The 14856-nt window shown below is 50.1% G+C and carries 18 protein-coding genes, 1 tRNA gene and 1 pseudogene; 14 read left to right on the forward strand and 6 right to left on the reverse strand.

The features are described 5' to 3' along the window. Nucleotides 1-107: 107 nt before the first annotated feature. Nucleotides 108-1085: a vitamin K epoxide reductase family protein gene (locus IQ217_RS09090; protein ID WP_194019703.1), complete on the reverse strand. Its 978-nt coding sequence runs from the start codon at nucleotides 1083-1085 to the stop codon at nucleotides 108-110. A gap of 223 nt (nucleotides 1086-1308) precedes the next feature. Here IQ217_RS09090 and IQ217_RS18910 point away from each other — a divergent pair, with 223 nt between their 5' ends. From IQ217_RS18910 to IQ217_RS09120, 6 genes are all read left to right on the forward strand, one after another. Beyond that, nucleotides 1309-1560, forward strand: a complete 252-nt coding sequence (locus tag IQ217_RS18910; protein ID WP_228023989.1) for a hypothetical protein — start codon at nucleotides 1309-1311, stop codon at nucleotides 1558-1560. Nucleotides 1561-1616: 56 nt separating this feature from the next. After that, nucleotides 1617-2513, forward strand: coding sequence for an alpha/beta fold hydrolase (locus IQ217_RS09100; protein ID WP_194019704.1), 897 nt, complete (start codon nucleotides 1617-1619; stop codon nucleotides 2511-2513). Between the two features lie 69 nt (nucleotides 2514-2582). After that, nucleotides 2583-2939 (forward strand): ferredoxin:thioredoxin reductase, encoded by a 357-nt coding sequence (locus tag IQ217_RS09105; protein WP_010873706.1) that lies wholly within the window; start codon nucleotides 2583-2585, stop codon nucleotides 2937-2939. 19 nt (nucleotides 2940-2958) lie between these two features. Next, the gene (map, locus tag IQ217_RS09110; protein WP_194019705.1) at nucleotides 2959-3801 is read left to right on the forward strand and encodes a type I methionyl aminopeptidase; all 843 of its coding nucleotides are present in this window, start codon (nucleotides 2959-2961) and stop codon (nucleotides 3799-3801) included. A 35-nt stretch (nucleotides 3802-3836) separates the two neighbouring features. Beyond that, nucleotides 3837-3907: transfer RNA gene (locus IQ217_RS09115), tRNA-Cys, on the forward strand. Nucleotides 3908-4128: 221 nt separating this feature from the next. Beyond that, a complete protein-coding gene (locus tag IQ217_RS09120; RefSeq protein ID WP_190599276.1) occupies nucleotides 4129-6024 on the forward strand; it encodes a cation:proton antiporter in 1896 nt (631 codons plus the stop codon). A gap of 124 nt (nucleotides 6025-6148) precedes the next feature. Here the strand turns inward: IQ217_RS09120 and IQ217_RS09125 are convergent, their stop codons facing one another. Further along, nucleotides 6149-7477, reverse strand: coding sequence for an ABC transporter substrate-binding protein (locus tag IQ217_RS09125; protein WP_190599275.1), 1329 nt, complete (start codon nucleotides 7475-7477; stop codon nucleotides 6149-6151). A gap of 199 nt (nucleotides 7478-7676) precedes the next feature. Continuing rightward, the gene (locus IQ217_RS09130) at nucleotides 7677-8405 is read right to left on the reverse strand and encodes a Tic22 family protein (RefSeq protein ID WP_265583630.1); all 729 of its coding nucleotides are present in this window, start codon (nucleotides 8403-8405) and stop codon (nucleotides 7677-7679) included. On the opposite strand from IQ217_RS09130, the gene IQ217_RS18915 reads away from it, so the two are divergent. Beyond that, entirely contained in the window at nucleotides 8386-8523 is a 138-nt protein-coding gene (locus IQ217_RS18915) for a hypothetical protein (protein WP_228023994.1), read from the forward strand. The genes IQ217_RS09130 and IQ217_RS18915 overlap by 20 nt on opposite strands. Before the next feature lie 211 nt (nucleotides 8524-8734). Here IQ217_RS18915 and IQ217_RS09135 read toward each other — a convergent pair whose 3' ends face one another. The 3 genes from IQ217_RS09135 to IQ217_RS09145 all read right to left on the reverse strand — a co-directional run bounded on the left by IQ217_RS09135 (nucleotide 8735) and on the right by IQ217_RS09145 (nucleotide 9947). After that, on the reverse strand, nucleotides 8735-9073 hold the full coding sequence (locus IQ217_RS09135; RefSeq protein WP_190599274.1) for a 30S ribosomal protein PSRP-3: 339 nt from the start codon (nucleotides 9071-9073) through the stop codon (nucleotides 8735-8737). A 65-nt stretch (nucleotides 9074-9138) separates the two neighbouring features. After that, nucleotides 9139-9723 (reverse strand): aminoacyl-tRNA hydrolase, encoded by a 585-nt coding sequence (gene pth / locus IQ217_RS09140; protein ID WP_190599273.1) that lies wholly within the window; start codon nucleotides 9721-9723, stop codon nucleotides 9139-9141. Next, entirely contained in the window at nucleotides 9720-9947 is a 228-nt protein-coding gene (locus IQ217_RS09145; RefSeq protein WP_190599272.1) for a DUF2811 domain-containing protein, read from the reverse strand. The genes pth and IQ217_RS09145 overlap by 4 nt, the downstream gene beginning before the upstream one ends. Nucleotides 9948-10488: 541 nt before the next feature. Here IQ217_RS09145 and ndhO point away from each other — a divergent pair. The 7 genes and pseudogenes from ndhO (at nucleotide 10489) to IQ217_RS09175 (ending at nucleotide 14645) form a co-directional block, all read left to right on the forward strand. Continuing rightward, entirely contained in the window at nucleotides 10489-10707 is a 219-nt protein-coding gene (gene ndhO, locus IQ217_RS09150) for an NAD(P)H-quinone oxidoreductase subunit O (protein ID WP_010873698.1), read from the forward strand. A gap of 37 nt (nucleotides 10708-10744) precedes the next feature. Further along, on the forward strand, nucleotides 10745-11719 hold the full coding sequence (gene mdh / locus IQ217_RS09155; protein WP_194019706.1) for a malate dehydrogenase: 975 nt from the start codon (nucleotides 10745-10747) through the stop codon (nucleotides 11717-11719). A gap of 109 nt (nucleotides 11720-11828) precedes the next feature. Next, nucleotides 11829-12266: an aspartate 1-decarboxylase gene (panD, locus tag IQ217_RS09160; protein WP_190599270.1), complete on the forward strand. Its 438-nt coding sequence runs from the start codon at nucleotides 11829-11831 to the stop codon at nucleotides 12264-12266. Nucleotides 12267-12408: 142 nt separating this feature from the next. After that, nucleotides 12409-12732 (forward strand): annotated as a pseudogene (locus IQ217_RS09165) (transposase); the annotation flags it as partial. A 320-nt stretch (nucleotides 12733-13052) separates the two neighbouring features. Continuing rightward, nucleotides 13053-13178, forward strand: a complete 126-nt coding sequence (locus IQ217_RS19235; protein ID WP_255512829.1) for a hypothetical protein — start codon at nucleotides 13053-13055, stop codon at nucleotides 13176-13178. A 90-nt stretch (nucleotides 13179-13268) separates the two neighbouring features. Then, entirely contained in the window at nucleotides 13269-13523 is a 255-nt protein-coding gene (locus IQ217_RS09170) for a hypothetical protein (RefSeq protein WP_194019708.1), read from the forward strand. A 21-nt stretch (nucleotides 13524-13544) separates the two neighbouring features. Continuing rightward, nucleotides 13545-14645, forward strand: coding sequence for an IS4 family transposase (locus tag IQ217_RS09175; protein ID WP_194019709.1), 1101 nt, complete (start codon nucleotides 13545-13547; stop codon nucleotides 14643-14645). Nucleotides 14646-14856 lie beyond the last annotated feature (211 nt).

The raw sequence follows: 14856 nt of genomic DNA on the forward strand, positions 1-14856 counted from the left end.
CCCCAGGCCATCTCCGGCTTGAGGGTTTTTTAAAAGAAATTTTGATGTTATCCACTGGAAGAATATGGGGCACTTTGGTCAGTCCCCAGATTAACCTTGTGGTAGATCTAATTTCTCAGACCATATTTAAAATCCATATTGCCTTCATAGCCAGTGAGCTCTGCCAGTTCCCGGAGGGTTTTGACCCCGGGGTTGAGTTCTCCATCAATGCCCCAAGTGGGGAAGGATTGAATGCTCGCATCCACACAGACTTGGGTCTGGGGATTTTTGCCGGCCGGGTCGCACTCAATGTAGGTGATTTTTTCAAATGCTTCTTTCCCAAAAAGAAGTTTTTGGTCGTAGCAATGGGGACACCAGAAGGCTCCATAGTTAAGCACCCCTTGGGCGGTGAGGTATTCCGCCAATTCAATCTCCGCTGGGCCCGATTGGGTGGTAATGGGCCAACCACTGGGGGGTTTGGGTTGACCAACAATGGCGGGAATGGGAATGGTCCCATCGGCCCCGGCCCTAGGCCCTTCAGCGGTGGCATAAAGCCCCAAGGTGCCGACAATGGTTACCATGGCCACCACAATGGTGGTAAAAAATACTTGACTCACTTCTTCCCACTCCCGACCAACGATCGCCAAAATGAACAACAGTAAAGAACAAATAGCAGAAGTTAGGCAGTACCAGCAAGCCTCCTGGAGCCGGAAAAAGGAAATGTACATTAAGTAGCCACTGAACACTGCCATGGAAGTGCCCCCCACCAAGAGGAATTTGCCGGTGAGGTCTTCTAGGGAGTTGCGCTGTTTTTTGTTGCTCTCCTCGCTCACTAAAAAAGGCACCAGGGCCGCAATGGCCATGGCAATGTAGGCCCCCAGGCCAAAAACGCTCAGGGGAATGCCAAACACTTTGGCGTAGACACTCTGCAACACTAGGTCGCAACTGGAACTACCACTTTCCGGGTCAACGGGGCAAAGGGCTTCTCCTCCGCTGAAGGAAACATAGGCCAGGTAGGAGGTGATCAAGATCCCCAGCACGGCGATCGCCCCCATAATGAAACGGGAATAGCGATGAATCCAAGGAACCGAACGACGACGAACCATAAATTAAAAGGGCAATTGATTTACAACCAGGTTAGCAAAAACCCGTCACGGCATAAGCTGGCTACCCCAGTCCCCCGGTGGGGCATGGTTACAAACAATAAACGCCATGGCTTCCCTGGCCACTTTTACCCATTCTAGGGGCAACCCCCGGTTCGAGTTCATCGGCAGCTAATTTCCATTAAGGGCAAAATCTGTGGGTAAGCAACCATCTCGAAGACGGCAAGTGAAAATTTCCAAGCGGCTACTTTTGGTGGCCCTGACCCTGGCTTTTAGTTTGGCCAGTGTGGGTATTATGGAGGATTTCCAGGGGAATTTTTGGTTAAAAACCTATCTGCTGCTGGGGGCGTTATTGTGGGGAAATTTGCTTATTTACTTAAGTTTGTACCCCCGTTGGGGGCAACGGTTACTGGGTAGCAAAAAGCAAAACCGTGCCCCGTACCCAGAGGAAAAACCCAGCCATGGGCCGAAAAACTAAACCATACTGGAGAAGACCAGCCGCTTTGGTCAATGCCCTAACCATCAGGAGACAGCATGATTGAACCCCTTGGCTTTACCCGCAACTCCCTAGTTACTTCCCTGGGAACCATTGTTTATTACGAAGCAACGGAGGCACCCTGGGTGAAAGCGGGGGAGTCCCTTGGCGATCGCCAAACATTGGTTTTTCTCCATGGCTTTGGGGGTGGTTCTTCCGCCTACGAATGGTCAAAAGTTTATCCGGCCTTCGCCGCTGACTACCGAGTGCTAGCTCCGGATTTGCTGGGTTGGGGTCGCTCCGACCATCCAGTGAAAAACTATACTCCCCAGGATTACATCCAAGTTATTCAAGAATTTTTGCAACAAACCTGTGCCCAGCCCCCGGTGGTGATTGCTTCTTCCTTGGTGGCGGCGATCGCCGTGCGGACAGCGGTGCAATATCCGGAGTTATTTGCCAGCTTAATTCTGGCTACCCCCACGGGGCTATCGGACTTTGGCGAAGATTATCGCAGTAACTTTTTTGCCCAACTGGTCAGTGTCCCCGTACTTGATCGCTTTATCTACACCACCGGCATTGCCAACACTGCGGGCATTGTTAATTTTTTAGAGCAACGACAATTTGCCCAAGCCCGGCGTATTTACCCAGAAATTATCGATGCCTATTTGGAATCGGCCACCCAACCGCGGGCAGAATATGCGGCCCTGTCCTTTGTGCGGGGAGATTTGTGCTTTGACCTGGCCCAATTTATGCCGGATTTAACCATTGCCACAGCCATTCTTTGGGGAGAATACGCCCAATTTACCCCCCCGGCGATCGGGCGTCGTTTGGCGGCTTTGAACCCCAATGCCATTAAAGCTTTTGTGGAAATTAAAGACGTGGGTTTAACGCCCCATTTAGAATTGCCTGGGGTAACAATTGGGGTGCTCCGTGGGTTTTTGGCCCTGCTCCAATAGTGTGTCAAGATAAATACACCGACGGCAAAATTGGCGTTTGTGCCGACCATCTAATTCCCTTGAGAATCTATGACCAGCAGTGACACCCAGAACAACAAAACACTGGCCGCAATGAAAAATTTTGCGGAGCAGTACGCTAAACGTACGGATACCTATTTCTGTAGTGATCTTTCCGTCACCGCCGTTGTTATCGAGGGTTTAGCTCGCCATAAGGAAGAATTGGGTTCTCCCCTCTGCCCCTGTCGCCACTACGAAGACAAGGAAGCGGAAGTGAAAAATACCTTTTGGAATTGCCCCTGTGTGCCCATGCGGGAACGCAAAGAATGTCACTGCATGCTGTTCTTAACCCCGGACAATGACTTTGCTGGGGATGCCCAGGATATTCCCATGGAAACGTTGGAGGAAGTCAAGGCCAGCATGGCCTAGATTATTGGGATCTATACTTATGAACTTACTTAGCCAGTTATTTGCGCCCCCCTCCCCAGTACCTTCCCCCACTCCCAAGGCCAAGAAAACTCCCCGCCGAGGGGTACAGATTAAAACTCCCGCCGAGATTGCCATAATGCGCCAAGCCGGGGCGATCGCCGCCCAGGTGTTGAAGGAGATTGCCACAACGGTGCAACCGGGCATGACCACAGCGGATTTAGACCAGTTGGCGGAGGAGCGGATTCGGTCCCTGGGGGCTACTCCTAGTTTTAAGGGTTACCACGGCTTTCCCGCCTCCATTTGTGCCTGCGTGAACAATGAAGTGGTCCATGGCATTCCCCGCCGCCGTAAAAAAATTCGTGCCGGTGATTTGCTGAAGGTGGACACCGGTGCCTATTTCCAGGGCTACCACGGCGATTCCTGCATTACCATTGCGGTGGGCAAAGTTTCTCCCCAGGCCCAACGGTTAATGGAAGTGGCAGAGGGGGCCCTATATGCGGGTATTGAACAAGTGAAACCGGGGAATTATTTGATGGACATTGCCGGGGCGATTGAAGACTATGTCAAGCCCACTGGTTACAGTATTGTGGAGGAATTTACCGGCCATGGGGTGGGGCAGGCCCTCCACGAAGACCCCCATGTATTTAACGTCCGTTGCCGGGATTTACCCAACGTCAAACTTAAACCGGGCATGACCCTGGCGATCGAGCCGATTATTAATGCTGGTTCTCGTTTTACCCGTACCCTCGGCGATCGATGGACGGTGGTGACGGTGGACAATGGTCTTTCGGCCCAGTTTGAACACACGGTATTGGTAACAGCCACGGGCTATGAATTGTTAACCGATCGCCGTTTGGTCTAGGTTGCCAACTCTGTTATAATAGTTGGCCGGAACATGGCGGCATAGCCAAGTGGTAAGGCAGAGGTCTGCAAAATCTTTACCCCCAGTTCGAATCTGGGTGCCGCCTTTAATTTTTTGATTGTTTGACCGACAAATTGTCTAAAGTCCCAAGATTTGAGTGAATTGGCGATAAGTTTTAGGTTGGTAAACAATTCTCCCGAGACCAGCCCTCAAGTTGGTAGCGGATTGCCTTACCTTGGAGGGGAGTTGTCCTTTTAGCTTAAAGGGCCACAGCCCTGCCAATGATTTACCGTTAACCTACGGGCAGAACCAATTCCCTTGAGCCTTATGGAAGGATCATTTTCCCTTACCCTCCAGATTATCCTCACTGTCCTGTTTGGCATTGGGGCCCAAGTGCTGGCGGGATTCCTCAAGCTGCCGAGCATTGTCTTTTTGCTCATTTTTGGAGTCAGCCTAGGTAACAGCGGTCTGCATTGGATTCAACCGGCCAACTTCGGTGACGGTTTGGAGGTGATTGTCTCCCTTTCAGTGGCGATTATTTTATTTGAAGGGGGATTAAATCTAGGTCTGCGGGAATTAGGGCAGGTTTCCGGTAGTCTGCGTAATTTGGTTACCATCGGTACCCTCATTACCCTGATCGGGGGCGGTTTAGCGGCCCATTGGTTGGCAGAATTTCCCTGGTATCTAGCCTTTTTATACGGTTCCTTAGTGGTGGTAACCGGGCCAACGGTGGTGGGCCCCCTGATCAAGCAGGTGCAAGTGCAGAGATCCGTGGCTACCCTGCTGGAAGGGGAAGGGGTACTCATCGATCCAGTGGGAGCCATCCTGGCAGTGGTGGTACTGGAAACTATTTTTAACACCAACGTCAGCGTTGAAACCGACATTATCGAAATTGCCATGGGCCTGATATTACGCCTTGGGGTCGGCCTGGCGATCGGGGTGGGGGGAGGTTGGTTATTGAGTAATTTCCTCAAACGGGCCACCTTTCTCTCGGAAGATGTCAGTAACTTGGTGGTACTAGCGGGAGTGTGGGGGGTATTTGGTGCGGCCCAGGCTTCCCTCAGTGAATCAGGCTTAATGGCCACCGTTGCCATGGGCATTTATCTCAACTCCTCTGCCCTGCCGGATAACCGACTTTTGCGACGATTCAAAGGTAAATTAACCCTGCTTTGTGTGTCGGTGTTATTTATTTTACTGGCGGCGGAATTGTCCCTGAGCAGTTTTGGGGCTTTGGGCTGGGGCAGTGTGATCACCGTGGCGGTGTTGATGTTGGTAATTCGTCCCTTTAGCGTTGCTATTTGTACTTGGACGAGCACTTTCAACTGGCGACAAAAACTTTTTGTCGCTTGGATTGCCCCCAGGGGTATTGTTTCTGCTTCCGTTGCTTCTCTATTTTCCCTCCTGTTAACCGAACGGGGCATTAACGGTGGCGATGCGATCAAATCAATTGTGTTTCTCACCATTATGATGACGGTGTTTATCCAGGGGTTAACGGCCAAGCCTTTGGCTAAACTGCTGCGCATCACCGACACCCATACCACCGGCGCAGTAATTATCGGTTGCACACCCCTAGGGCGATTGGTGGCCCGTTTATTTGAGGCCCAAGGGGAATCGGTGGTCTTGATTGATAGTGACCCAGAAGCCTGTGCCACGGCGATCGCCGAAGGCTTAACGGCCATTCAAACCAGTGCGTTGGACTCCCATGCCTTGGAAAAAGCAGGTATAGAGGAAATGGGGGCATTTATGGCCCTGACCAATAATGGGGAAGTGAATTTAGTGCTGGCCCAAAATACCATCAACGAGTTTAATCCTCCCCGGGTGTGTGTGATTGCCCCGGATAATTTACCGGAAAATAATCCCCTACTGAAAAACAAAGGGGTAAGAATTTTCATGGAGCAAAAAACTTTCAAAACCTGGAATCAGTACCTCAAAGACGGGCAAATTAAACTGGGTAAGACCCTCTTTAAGGAGGCCGGTTTAGCCCTGCAACAGGCCCACACCCAGGCCCTAATCCGTTCTGGAGAATTGCTACCTTTAATGCTAAAACGGCAAGGTAATTTACAACTAGCTAAGACCACTGAAAATGCCCAGATTGGGGACGAAGTTTTTTATCTGCTCCACGATCCCCGTTCCCAACTGCTCAAACAACTTTCCGGGAGTCGATCGCCGGATGTGTTGACCCCAGAACCCCTAGCAGAAGTGGAAGAAGTGCCCATCTACTAAAGACAAAACCGAAGTTGAACAACGCGAAGCTACCCTAAAAGAAAAGCCCCCTGGATTAACCAATGGGGGACATTTTTTTGTAATCAATCCTCAACAGTTGACTGAAACAGTTTCCTGAGAAGCTCTAGGAACCAGGGGTAACTTTATCAATTACCTCTAGGGTGCCATCCCCCTTCACCGTCCAGACATCGTAACTACCGACCACGTCGCCGTTTTCGTCGATGTCCACATTGCCGCTGGCCCCCTGGTAGTTAATTTCCTTGCCTTCCCGCACCATGGCGATCGCTTCACAGGCATCGGTGACCTCTTCCCCTGGGCCGTTGGACACTTCCCTGATCTTACTCTGGATCCCTGCCCCCGTATTGGATTTAGCGGCTTCCGCAGCCAGCATCATCAGAATAGTGGCATCGTAGGTGTGGGGTACGAAGGCCGTTACATCTTTCCCACCGGTGGCATCCTTCCATTGGGCAGTGAAGGCATCCAGAGCTTTACCATCGGCACCGGGCACTGTGCCCAAGGCTCCAGATAAAAGGGAAACGCCGTTGGCATCCTTGCCAACTTTTTCCACAAAATCGGGGGAATAAACCCCATCGGTTAATAGTAGGGTCACTCCATCCATCAATCCCTGACGGTAGGCGGATTGCACCAACACACTGCCGGTGTCAGCATAAAGCACAGCGGCCACCGCATCGGGACTGTTGGCAAAGGCTTGGCCTGCTTCTGTATCTAAAGTTGCCGCTTTGGGGTCATAGCGCACGGGTCTATCTTTATTGGTCACTGTGCCACCATCGGCGGCAAAAGACTCCACAAATACCCGCTCAAATCCCACACCGTAGTCATTATTGATAACAACGGTGGCCACATCGGCAAAACCTTGCTTTTTGGCTAGGGCGGCTAGGGCCTGGGCTTGGTAGGTATCGGGGGGAGCAGTGCGGGCCCAAAAACCCTTAAATTCCCCCTTCTTAGCCTGGTCAGTAAAAACAGGACTAGTGCTACCTGGAGAAATCATCATAATGTTATTTCTCACCGCAATGGGCACGGCCGCACTGGAAACACTGCTGGCAAAGGAACCCACTACCCCGGCCACCTGGTCTGCTTCGGCCAATTTAGTCATGGCGGAAACCCCTGCGGTGGGATCGGTTTGGTCATCTTCGATAATGACTGTTACGTCCTGGCCATTGACACCGCCACAGGCGTTGATGGTATCCACTGCTAACTGCACTGCCAGGGGCATATTCTGGCCAATGGAAGATAAATCCCCCGTGGCCGGTAGTAGGGCCCCCAATTTCAGCGCTCCCCCTTCTCCACCGGGACTAGGTTGGTTAGCTCCATCCCCAGGGGCCGGCTCGGGCTCAGCACAGGCAAACATTAATCCGGCGGTGGTGCCAGCAAGGGCTAGATTCAAGGCGATCGCCGTTAATCGACGATGGGACTGGGGCCAAAGTAGACGCATCCTGAAAAAATCTCCCACAAGGTTATTAATGGGTTAAATATAGTTAGCCATGGTCTCTTCGGCAACCTAGTCTGGAAACTCCATCAATGCACTGATAGGGGGGGATGGGCAACTAAGATTAGCCTCTGTCCTTTCCTTTACCCCCCATCCGACGGAACCAGAAGTTTCTTGCCAATTCCCTAGTCGTAAACCCCAGGTCTTACTGAGGCTGTTGGGCAGAAAGGGAGCGAATAAATTGAACTGCTTCCTGGGTGGGCACAATGCGGATTTGTTTGAGCATTTCATCATTACTACTTTGTAGAGTAGAAATAACGTTCTCCATGGCAATGACATCGATGACAATGCTGTTGGCCATGGCCGGTTGCTCTTGCTTAAACCGTTCCACCATCTGCTGAATCTGACTAGCTTCGAGGAAGAAAGGAATAATTTGCTCGTCTTCCTGTTGGATAGTGAGATAACCCTGGTCTTCTCCCCCTCTGGCTACGAATAGAGGGACTCCCCCTTGGTATTCAGAATTAGGCATTTTCTGAGCTGCCTGTACCTGGGCTGGGATGGGCACATAGGCAAATCCCAAGGGTTCTGGCTGGTTGGCGTTGGCCTGGGCAATTTTCACCACTTCCCCCAGGGAAACGGGCTGGACACTGACCTGGGAACCAACGTCGGGCTTTTGTTTTTTTAGTTCCTGTAAAAAGCCATTGGCTTCCTGTTGACTAATGAAAACTCCGGTAACTTTTTCGTTGTCATCACCCACTGCTACCAAGGGAGCTCCCTGGGCATCCACAATGGTAAAAACCGGTACCCCTTGCAGAATTTTGACCACTTCTTCGGTGGGCAGGGCCAGGGCCTGGAGGGTGGTGCCCAACCAGGTACCTACGGCGGTGGTGCCAATCAGACCAAGGGTTGCACCGATGCGGAAGAAGGATTTCATTGTTGCTGTCGCCTCAAAAAGTAATGACAATAAAAATATTGATTTAATCTTCACGAAAATCTTGTTATTTAAATGTCTGCGGGCCACGGAAAATGGCGATCGCCGAGAAGGTTTGTAGCCAAGGCATGGTCAGCCCTCCTAAACCAGAGGCTATGACAGTCTGGCCATGGGGAAGTTCCCCTCGACCTTACGGTAGCATATCGATTTTTTGAGGCGGCCAGGGGGGGAACAGTGCTGTTTTTTGACTGTCCCCAAGGCAAAAATTTCCCTACCACGACCATTGGAAGTTGGAATATGGAAATATTTTCTCTTCCTCACCCTGGGGGAATTTAGTTACTGCCGCTGAATACCACTTCGGGGAATTTGCCCTGGGCTTCGGCCATGGAGATTTGTTTGTTTTGATTTTTCAAGTCTTGCCAGAAGTTAATCACCTCAGTGGCTTGGTTGAGCACGTTAATGCGGTCCGCTTCGGCGATCCAATGTTTGGCTTCGAGTTCGTCTTTGAGTTGTTGCCAAGCATCAGCCCGGGGCCAGAAGAAGTAGGAAGTGAGAGGACTAGTGCCTTTGCCCACAATTTGATCCACGGCGATCGCCACGTTTTGATCGAGCCAGAGGACTTTGAGGATGAAACTGGTGTGTATAGTAGATGCTGCTTCAGCTGTAGTCACAAGCGAAATTCCCAAGAAATGTAATAATTTGCCAATTTACCATTGTACCCCATTGACCCCACCCGTTAGGGGGCCACGTTGCGGTTATTAAATAAACTCATGGTTTTGGCAATGCCATGGTGCAGACTATGGGCGATCGCCTCCGTGGCCAAGTCTAAGCTTTTCTCCACAATGGGCAATTCTGAGGGAGTAAATTTACCCAGCACATGGGCGATGGTGTCTTTGGTGCCATCACTTTTACCAATGCCTAAACGCAGGCGAGGAAAGTCCTGGGTGCCCAAATGACTAATCAGGGATTTCATGCCGTTATGGCCCCCGGCGGACCCTGTTTGCCTCAGGCGTAGTCGGCCCAGGGGTAAATCCATATCGTCATAGACCACCAACACTGACTGCGGCTCTAGCTTGTACCAGTCCACCACTGCCCGCACAGCCTGGCCAGAACGATTCATATAGGTGCGGGGTTTGAGCAAACAGGTTTTTTGCCCGGCCATCAGCCCCTCCCCAAACCAGCCCTGGAAACGCTTATGGTCATACCAAGAACACTGCCAGGCGATCGCCAACGCATCCACTACGGCAAAACCGATGTTGTGGCGGGTTTGATCATATTTCGGCTCAGGGTTACCCAAACCCACAATTAACTTGGGAATCATTCGGCGGTTTGCAATAAGGTTTCCAGATAAACCCGCGCACAGGCCTTGTAACTAGTGGACATGGGCTTAGTGCCGTAGCCCCCCTCATTTTGCAACAGGAACAAGGAAAGAGCAGCGGAAAACACCCGGTCCAGGTCCCAATGGGGATGTTTATCTAGATAGGTGGTCAGGGACTCGTGCAGATCTTCGGGGATTTCGGCAAAAACACTAACGGAGGTATCCATGGTTCTTCTCTCTTTCAAAGGGCGGAACTGCTTTGGGGAATAACTGGGCCGGCTGAAGATTACGGCCCCACACCCAAAGTTTTTCTGCTGTGTGCCCAATAGTTTTATCGGGGAATTCCCCTGGCTGTCAATGGCGGAAAATTTTGCCCCAGGAGACATTTCTTATTTTTGCCAACGACATTATAGGTATTTCAGCCATTTTTGCTTAATTTAACTTAATAATAAAACGGTTTTTAACAACTCTCTCTAATTTTTTGCGGGATTCCCCAGGAGGCGATCGCCAAAAAAATCCCCCTACTATCCCTAGTGTCAAAACCAGAAAAAATTCCCCCACCCCTGGGGTGCCCACGGCCCAGTCAGGGTTAAGAAACAGCCCAAAAACCTTAACCTCCTGGGGATAAAATCTAGTAACCGGGGGAATGGCTGGGGAAAACCTGGGGAATGGTCTGGGGAGAAACTAGCCAAAAATAAGAATTACAAAATTTTAGGGTTATGTAACAATTTAGAATTAATTTCCCAGTCTCCCAACGAGGGCAAAACCATGGCCGCTAAAATGAAAAAGGGCAGTTTAGTGCGGGTTATCCGCGCCCAATTGGAAAACAGCCTTGAAGCCCAAGCCAGCGATCGCCGTTTACCCGACTACCTTTTCCATAGCAAAGGAGAAGTGTTGGATTTGAACGAAGAATATGCCCTAGTGCGATTTTATGTCCCCACTCCCAACGTCTGGCTGCGCTTAGACCAAATCGAAGCCTTGGCCTAGGTTGCTTTCCTCCACCATCAACACCCCGGAGGGTGCCATGAATAGTTTGGAGTATTCCCCGATCGCCTGTCAGTCCTTGCAGGTGACGGTGGTTGGTGCCGGTAATGTCGGCCGGACCCTGGCCCAGAGGCTAGTACAAAAGAACGTCGCCAACGTAGTTTTGTTGGACATTGTGCCAGGTTTACCCCAGGGCATTGCCTTAGATTTGATGTCCGCCCAGAGCGTGGAAGAATACGACAATAAAATCGTTGGCACCAACGAGTACGAGGCTACCGCTGGCTCCGATGTGGTGGTGATCACCGCCGGTTTGCCCCGAAAGCCTGGTATGAGCCGGGATGATTTGTTGGGTAAAAATGCCAACATTGTGGCCCAGGCCGCCCGGGAAGCATTACGTTATTCCCCCACCGCCATTCTGATTGTGGTCACCAATCCCCTGGACGTGATGACCTATTTGGCCTGGAAAGTAACGGGTTTGCCTCCCCAACGGGTGATCGGCATGGCCGGTGTGTTGGACTCAGCCCGGCTGAAAGCCTTCATTGCCATGAAATTAGGGGCTTGTCCCTCCGATATCAACACCCTAGTGCTTGGGGGCCATGGAGATTTGATGTTGCCCTTGCCCCGTTACTGCACCGTCAGTGGGGTTCCCATTACGGAGTTAATGCCTTCCCAAACCATTGCGGAGTTAGTGGAGCGTACCCGTAACGGTGGGGCTGAAATTGCCGCCTTGCTACAAACGGGCACCGCCTATTACGCCCCGGCTTCTTCCGCTGGGGTGATGGTGGAGTCGATTTTGCGGAATCAGTCCAGGATTCTTCCCGCCGCCACTTACCTTGATGGCATGTATGGATTGAAGGATATTTTCCTGGGGGTACCCTGTCGTTTGGGCTGTCGAGGGGTGGAAGATATCCTGGAGGTACAATTAACCCCTGAGGAAAAAGATGCCCTCCATCTTTCCGCTGAAGCGGTTCGCCGTAATATTGATGTGGCGTTGGCTATGGTCAAGGACAGTTAATTTCTGACAGTTAGTCAAGACGGTCAACAGGTTAATTAAATTGATAGAGTTAATCACTGATTGTTAACTAAATCAATACAGGGCATTTTTTCACCGAGGTTAGGGCTTAATGGGGAGCATTCGTTTAATGCACGCAAAATTACATCGGGTCTGTGTGACGGAGGCCAATGTCAATTATGTGGGCAGTATCACCATTGACCCAGTGATGTTGGAGCGGGTGGGATTGTTGCCCCTGGAGGAGGTGGATATTATCAATCTCAGCAACGGCAATCGCTTTTCCACCTATGTCCTGCCCGGCCAAGCCCATTCCAAGGAAATTTGCCCCAATGGCGGAGCCGCCTTGCTCTGTCAACCAGGCGATCGCCTGATTATTTTTGCTTACGAACTATGTGAGCGCAATCAGGTGTTGCGGACTGGGCACCAAGCCAAGGTGTTGGTGGCCAATGAAAGCAATGAAACGGTGGATTTTTATTTACAAGAACTAATTCCCCAAGAACAGGGGGTGCAATTTATCAACACCAATTGTTCGGCACCAGTCCCCAAGTAAATTCGAGTGAATTTGTCGAACCAACCCCATTGATCTGGAAGAAATCGATGCTTTACCCCCTCAGTCGCCCAAATAATGCCGGTGGGCACTGTCTGTTTAGGGAGTGAAAGCTAGAATGGTTACGCAGTATAAGGTTGAAAAAATGAACTGTGTGTATTGTGAAAATGAACGGGTGGTGAAAAATGGAAGAAAAAAGCTGAAGACGGGACAGATAGTGCAAAATTATTTGTGCAATGAATGTGGTCGTCGATTCAACGAGCGTAGCGGAACCCCCATGACCCGATTGAGAACACCAGGGTCAAAAGTAGAGATGGCGCTCAAGGCAAGAGGGGAAGGACTCGGAATCAGAGCCACCGCCAGAGTTCTAGGGAAATCCCCCAGCAGTATTACAACCTGGGAAAAGCGCTTATCAAATCAGCTAGGAAAATGGTCACCTAAAGCCCCAGAGGGAGGAGAAATAACGATATAGCAAAGGACGAGATAGTTAGGATAGTTCTCTCAACGCTATATCCAATGCAGAAATCAGCGATTCTCCCTTACTAACAAGTTGGGAAACATAACATTTTAGTCTCGCCCAGAACTTCTCAATTTTGTTCAAGTCGGGAGTGTCAAGAAATTTGTGTAAAGGGGAAATTAGAAAAGAAAAGAATTAGGGTGTTCAATAGCAAAACAAGCAAGAGCCGCCTTCCAATGCTGGATGGGCATAGTCCATTTACGGCAAATACGTTGCAAAGCCAGGTATAACAGTCAGGACTTACGCAAGATAGATGAGGTTAAGGTAGTAGGATGACTTCTTTCACTCGTTTAGATTACTGTCAGTATTTACTGAGTAGCCCAATTAACTACACCCTAACAAACCTTGCCAAGAATCTCGATGGTGTGAGCCATGACCGGATCAAACGTTACCTATAAGGAGTAAAACTGACTCCTCGTCTGCTGTGGGAACAGGTACGTCTAGAGCTAATCGAATCACCAAAAGCTTATGTTGTCTTTGACGATACGGTGTTAGACAAAAGCTATAGTCAAAAAATCGAATGCAGTCAGTGGCAATATAGTGGCAATGCCCGAGGACTAGTCAAAGGTATTGGTCTGGTCAGTTGTGTTTATGTCAATCCAGAGGTGAATCAGTACTGGGTAATTGACTATCGTCTATATGATAAAGGGATGGATGGTCGCAGTAAGTTAGAGCATGTCAAGGAACTCAGTACAGGACAAAAACTTGAAAAGCTATCGGGGAAAGGGTTTGATAGGAGTTAGAACAAAACCAAGCAAACCCTCATGAATCAGATTAGCGAAATTCGAGCCCAATTGCGACCCCACATGGGATGGCATGGAGCCAGACTGTCATTTGTCGCCCTATTCCTAGTGGCATTATTCCGAGCTAAAACCGTTAATCTGGGGGAACTTGCTACAGTCTGGGGTGGTAATGCGGAGGAATCTTCCAATTACAAACGTATGCAGAGATTCTTCAAGTCGTTTGACGTAAACATGGATAAAATCGCCAAGATGGTGATGAGGATTGCAGGTATTCCCCAGCCTTGGGTTCTGAGTATTGACCGCACCAACTGGTCATTTGGCACAACTCATTTCAACATCTTGATGCTGTGCGTAGTCTATGAAGGCATTGGCTATCCTCTGATGTGGACGATGCTGGAGAAGAAAAAAGGCAATAGCAACAGTACAGAGCGGATGGATTTGCTCGAGCGCTTTGAAAAGCTATTTCCCCAGGTCAAGATTGACTATCTCGCAGGAGACCGGGAGTTTATCGGCAAACCCTGGCTCTCATACCTGATGATGGATAAGCCCATTCCCTTTCGTCTACGCATGGGTCAGACCGACAAGATAAGTCAAGGGAAAGGTCAACCATCCATAACTGGAGCTCACCTATTTCGGTCGTTGGCCATCGGCGAGACGCGAATTCTGCCGGGAAAGCGGTGGGTATGGGGTCGTCCGGTCTATGTCATTGGCACTCGTCTTGACCCTAAGCAAAAATCTGGCAAAACTGATGATGATTTTTTGATTATCATCACTACCCATCACCCTGAAGGGGCTTTAGCTGATTACAGTCGCCGATGGGGAATTGAAACCCTGTTTGGCGCTCTCAAGACTCGTGGATTTTGTTTGGAATCCACCCATTTCACTGATAAGCTGCGTTTGTCAAAGCTACTTGCTCTCTTGGCCATCGCTTTTGTCTGGGCGATGAAGGCCGGTATATGGAGACATTCACACAAGCCGATTCGCATTATCAGGGCCCATGGTCGTCGGGCTCGTAGTCTCTTTCGCTATGGCTTTGATCTACTACGCCGTTTTTTCATTTTTCCTACCCCATCTCTACCTGAGTCAGGATTCTGCCCCATACAACTTTTGTCCTGTACTTAGATTAAAATTACCCTTACGCCTTCTAGAAGTAAGACCTCTCAGCCTGAACTTGATTCGAGAAATTCATCCCAAAATTTACTTCGCCCTGATTGACTGACAAAAGTTTAAGAGGACTCGTAGGAATAGACCTGGAGAGTAAACTCAAGGGCATAAAGGCGGCGGTGATGCTGACGAAGGGAAGCCATAGCCGGTTCAGGGTCTTGATGGGAGA

The organism is Synechocystis salina LEGE 00031, from assembly GCF_015207985.1.
Taxonomy (GTDB): domain Bacteria; phylum Cyanobacteriota; class Cyanobacteriia; order Cyanobacteriales; family Microcystaceae; genus Synechocystis; species Synechocystis salina.

What these genes read in the sequence shown, in the direction of transcription:
- IQ217_RS09090 (WP_194019703.1), bottom strand. Translation starts at nt 1,085, where the DNA reads ATGGTTCGTCGTCGTTCGGTTCCTTGGATTCATCGCTATTCCCGTTTC.
- IQ217_RS09100 (WP_194019704.1), top strand. Translation starts at nt 1,617, where the DNA reads ATGATTGAACCCCTTGGCTTTACCCGCAACTCCCTAGTTACTTCCCTG.
- IQ217_RS09105 (WP_010873706.1), top strand. Translation starts at nt 2,583, where the DNA reads ATGACCAGCAGTGACACCCAGAACAACAAAACACTGGCCGCAATGAAA.
- map (WP_194019705.1), top strand. Translation starts at nt 2,959, where the DNA reads ATGAACTTACTTAGCCAGTTATTTGCGCCCCCCTCCCCAGTACCTTCC.
- IQ217_RS09120 (WP_190599276.1), top strand. Translation starts at nt 4,129, where the DNA reads ATGGAAGGATCATTTTCCCTTACCCTCCAGATTATCCTCACTGTCCTG.
- IQ217_RS09125 (WP_190599275.1), bottom strand. Translation starts at nt 7,477, where the DNA reads ATGCGTCTACTTTGGCCCCAGTCCCATCGTCGATTAACGGCGATCGCC.
- IQ217_RS18915 (WP_228023994.1), top strand. Translation starts at nt 8,386, where the DNA reads ATGCGGAAGAAGGATTTCATTGTTGCTGTCGCCTCAAAAAGTAATGAC.
- IQ217_RS09130 (WP_265583630.1), bottom strand. Translation starts at nt 8,405, where the DNA reads ATGAAATCCTTCTTCCGCATCGGTGCAACCCTTGGTCTGATTGGCACC.
- pth (WP_190599273.1), bottom strand. Translation starts at nt 9,723, where the DNA reads ATGATTCCCAAGTTAATTGTGGGTTTGGGTAACCCTGAGCCGAAATAT.
- IQ217_RS09145 (WP_190599272.1), bottom strand. Translation starts at nt 9,947, where the DNA reads ATGGATACCTCCGTTAGTGTTTTTGCCGAAATCCCCGAAGATCTGCAC.
- ndhO (WP_010873698.1), top strand. Translation starts at nt 10,489, where the DNA reads ATGGCCGCTAAAATGAAAAAGGGCAGTTTAGTGCGGGTTATCCGCGCC.
- mdh (WP_194019706.1), top strand. Translation starts at nt 10,745, where the DNA reads ATGAATAGTTTGGAGTATTCCCCGATCGCCTGTCAGTCCTTGCAGGTG.
- panD (WP_190599270.1), top strand. Translation starts at nt 11,829, where the DNA reads ATGGGGAGCATTCGTTTAATGCACGCAAAATTACATCGGGTCTGTGTG.
- IQ217_RS19235 (WP_255512829.1), top strand. Translation starts at nt 13,053, where the DNA reads ATGACTTCTTTCACTCGTTTAGATTACTGTCAGTATTTACTGAGTAGC.
- IQ217_RS09175 (WP_194019709.1), top strand. Translation starts at nt 13,545, where the DNA reads ATGAATCAGATTAGCGAAATTCGAGCCCAATTGCGACCCCACATGGGA.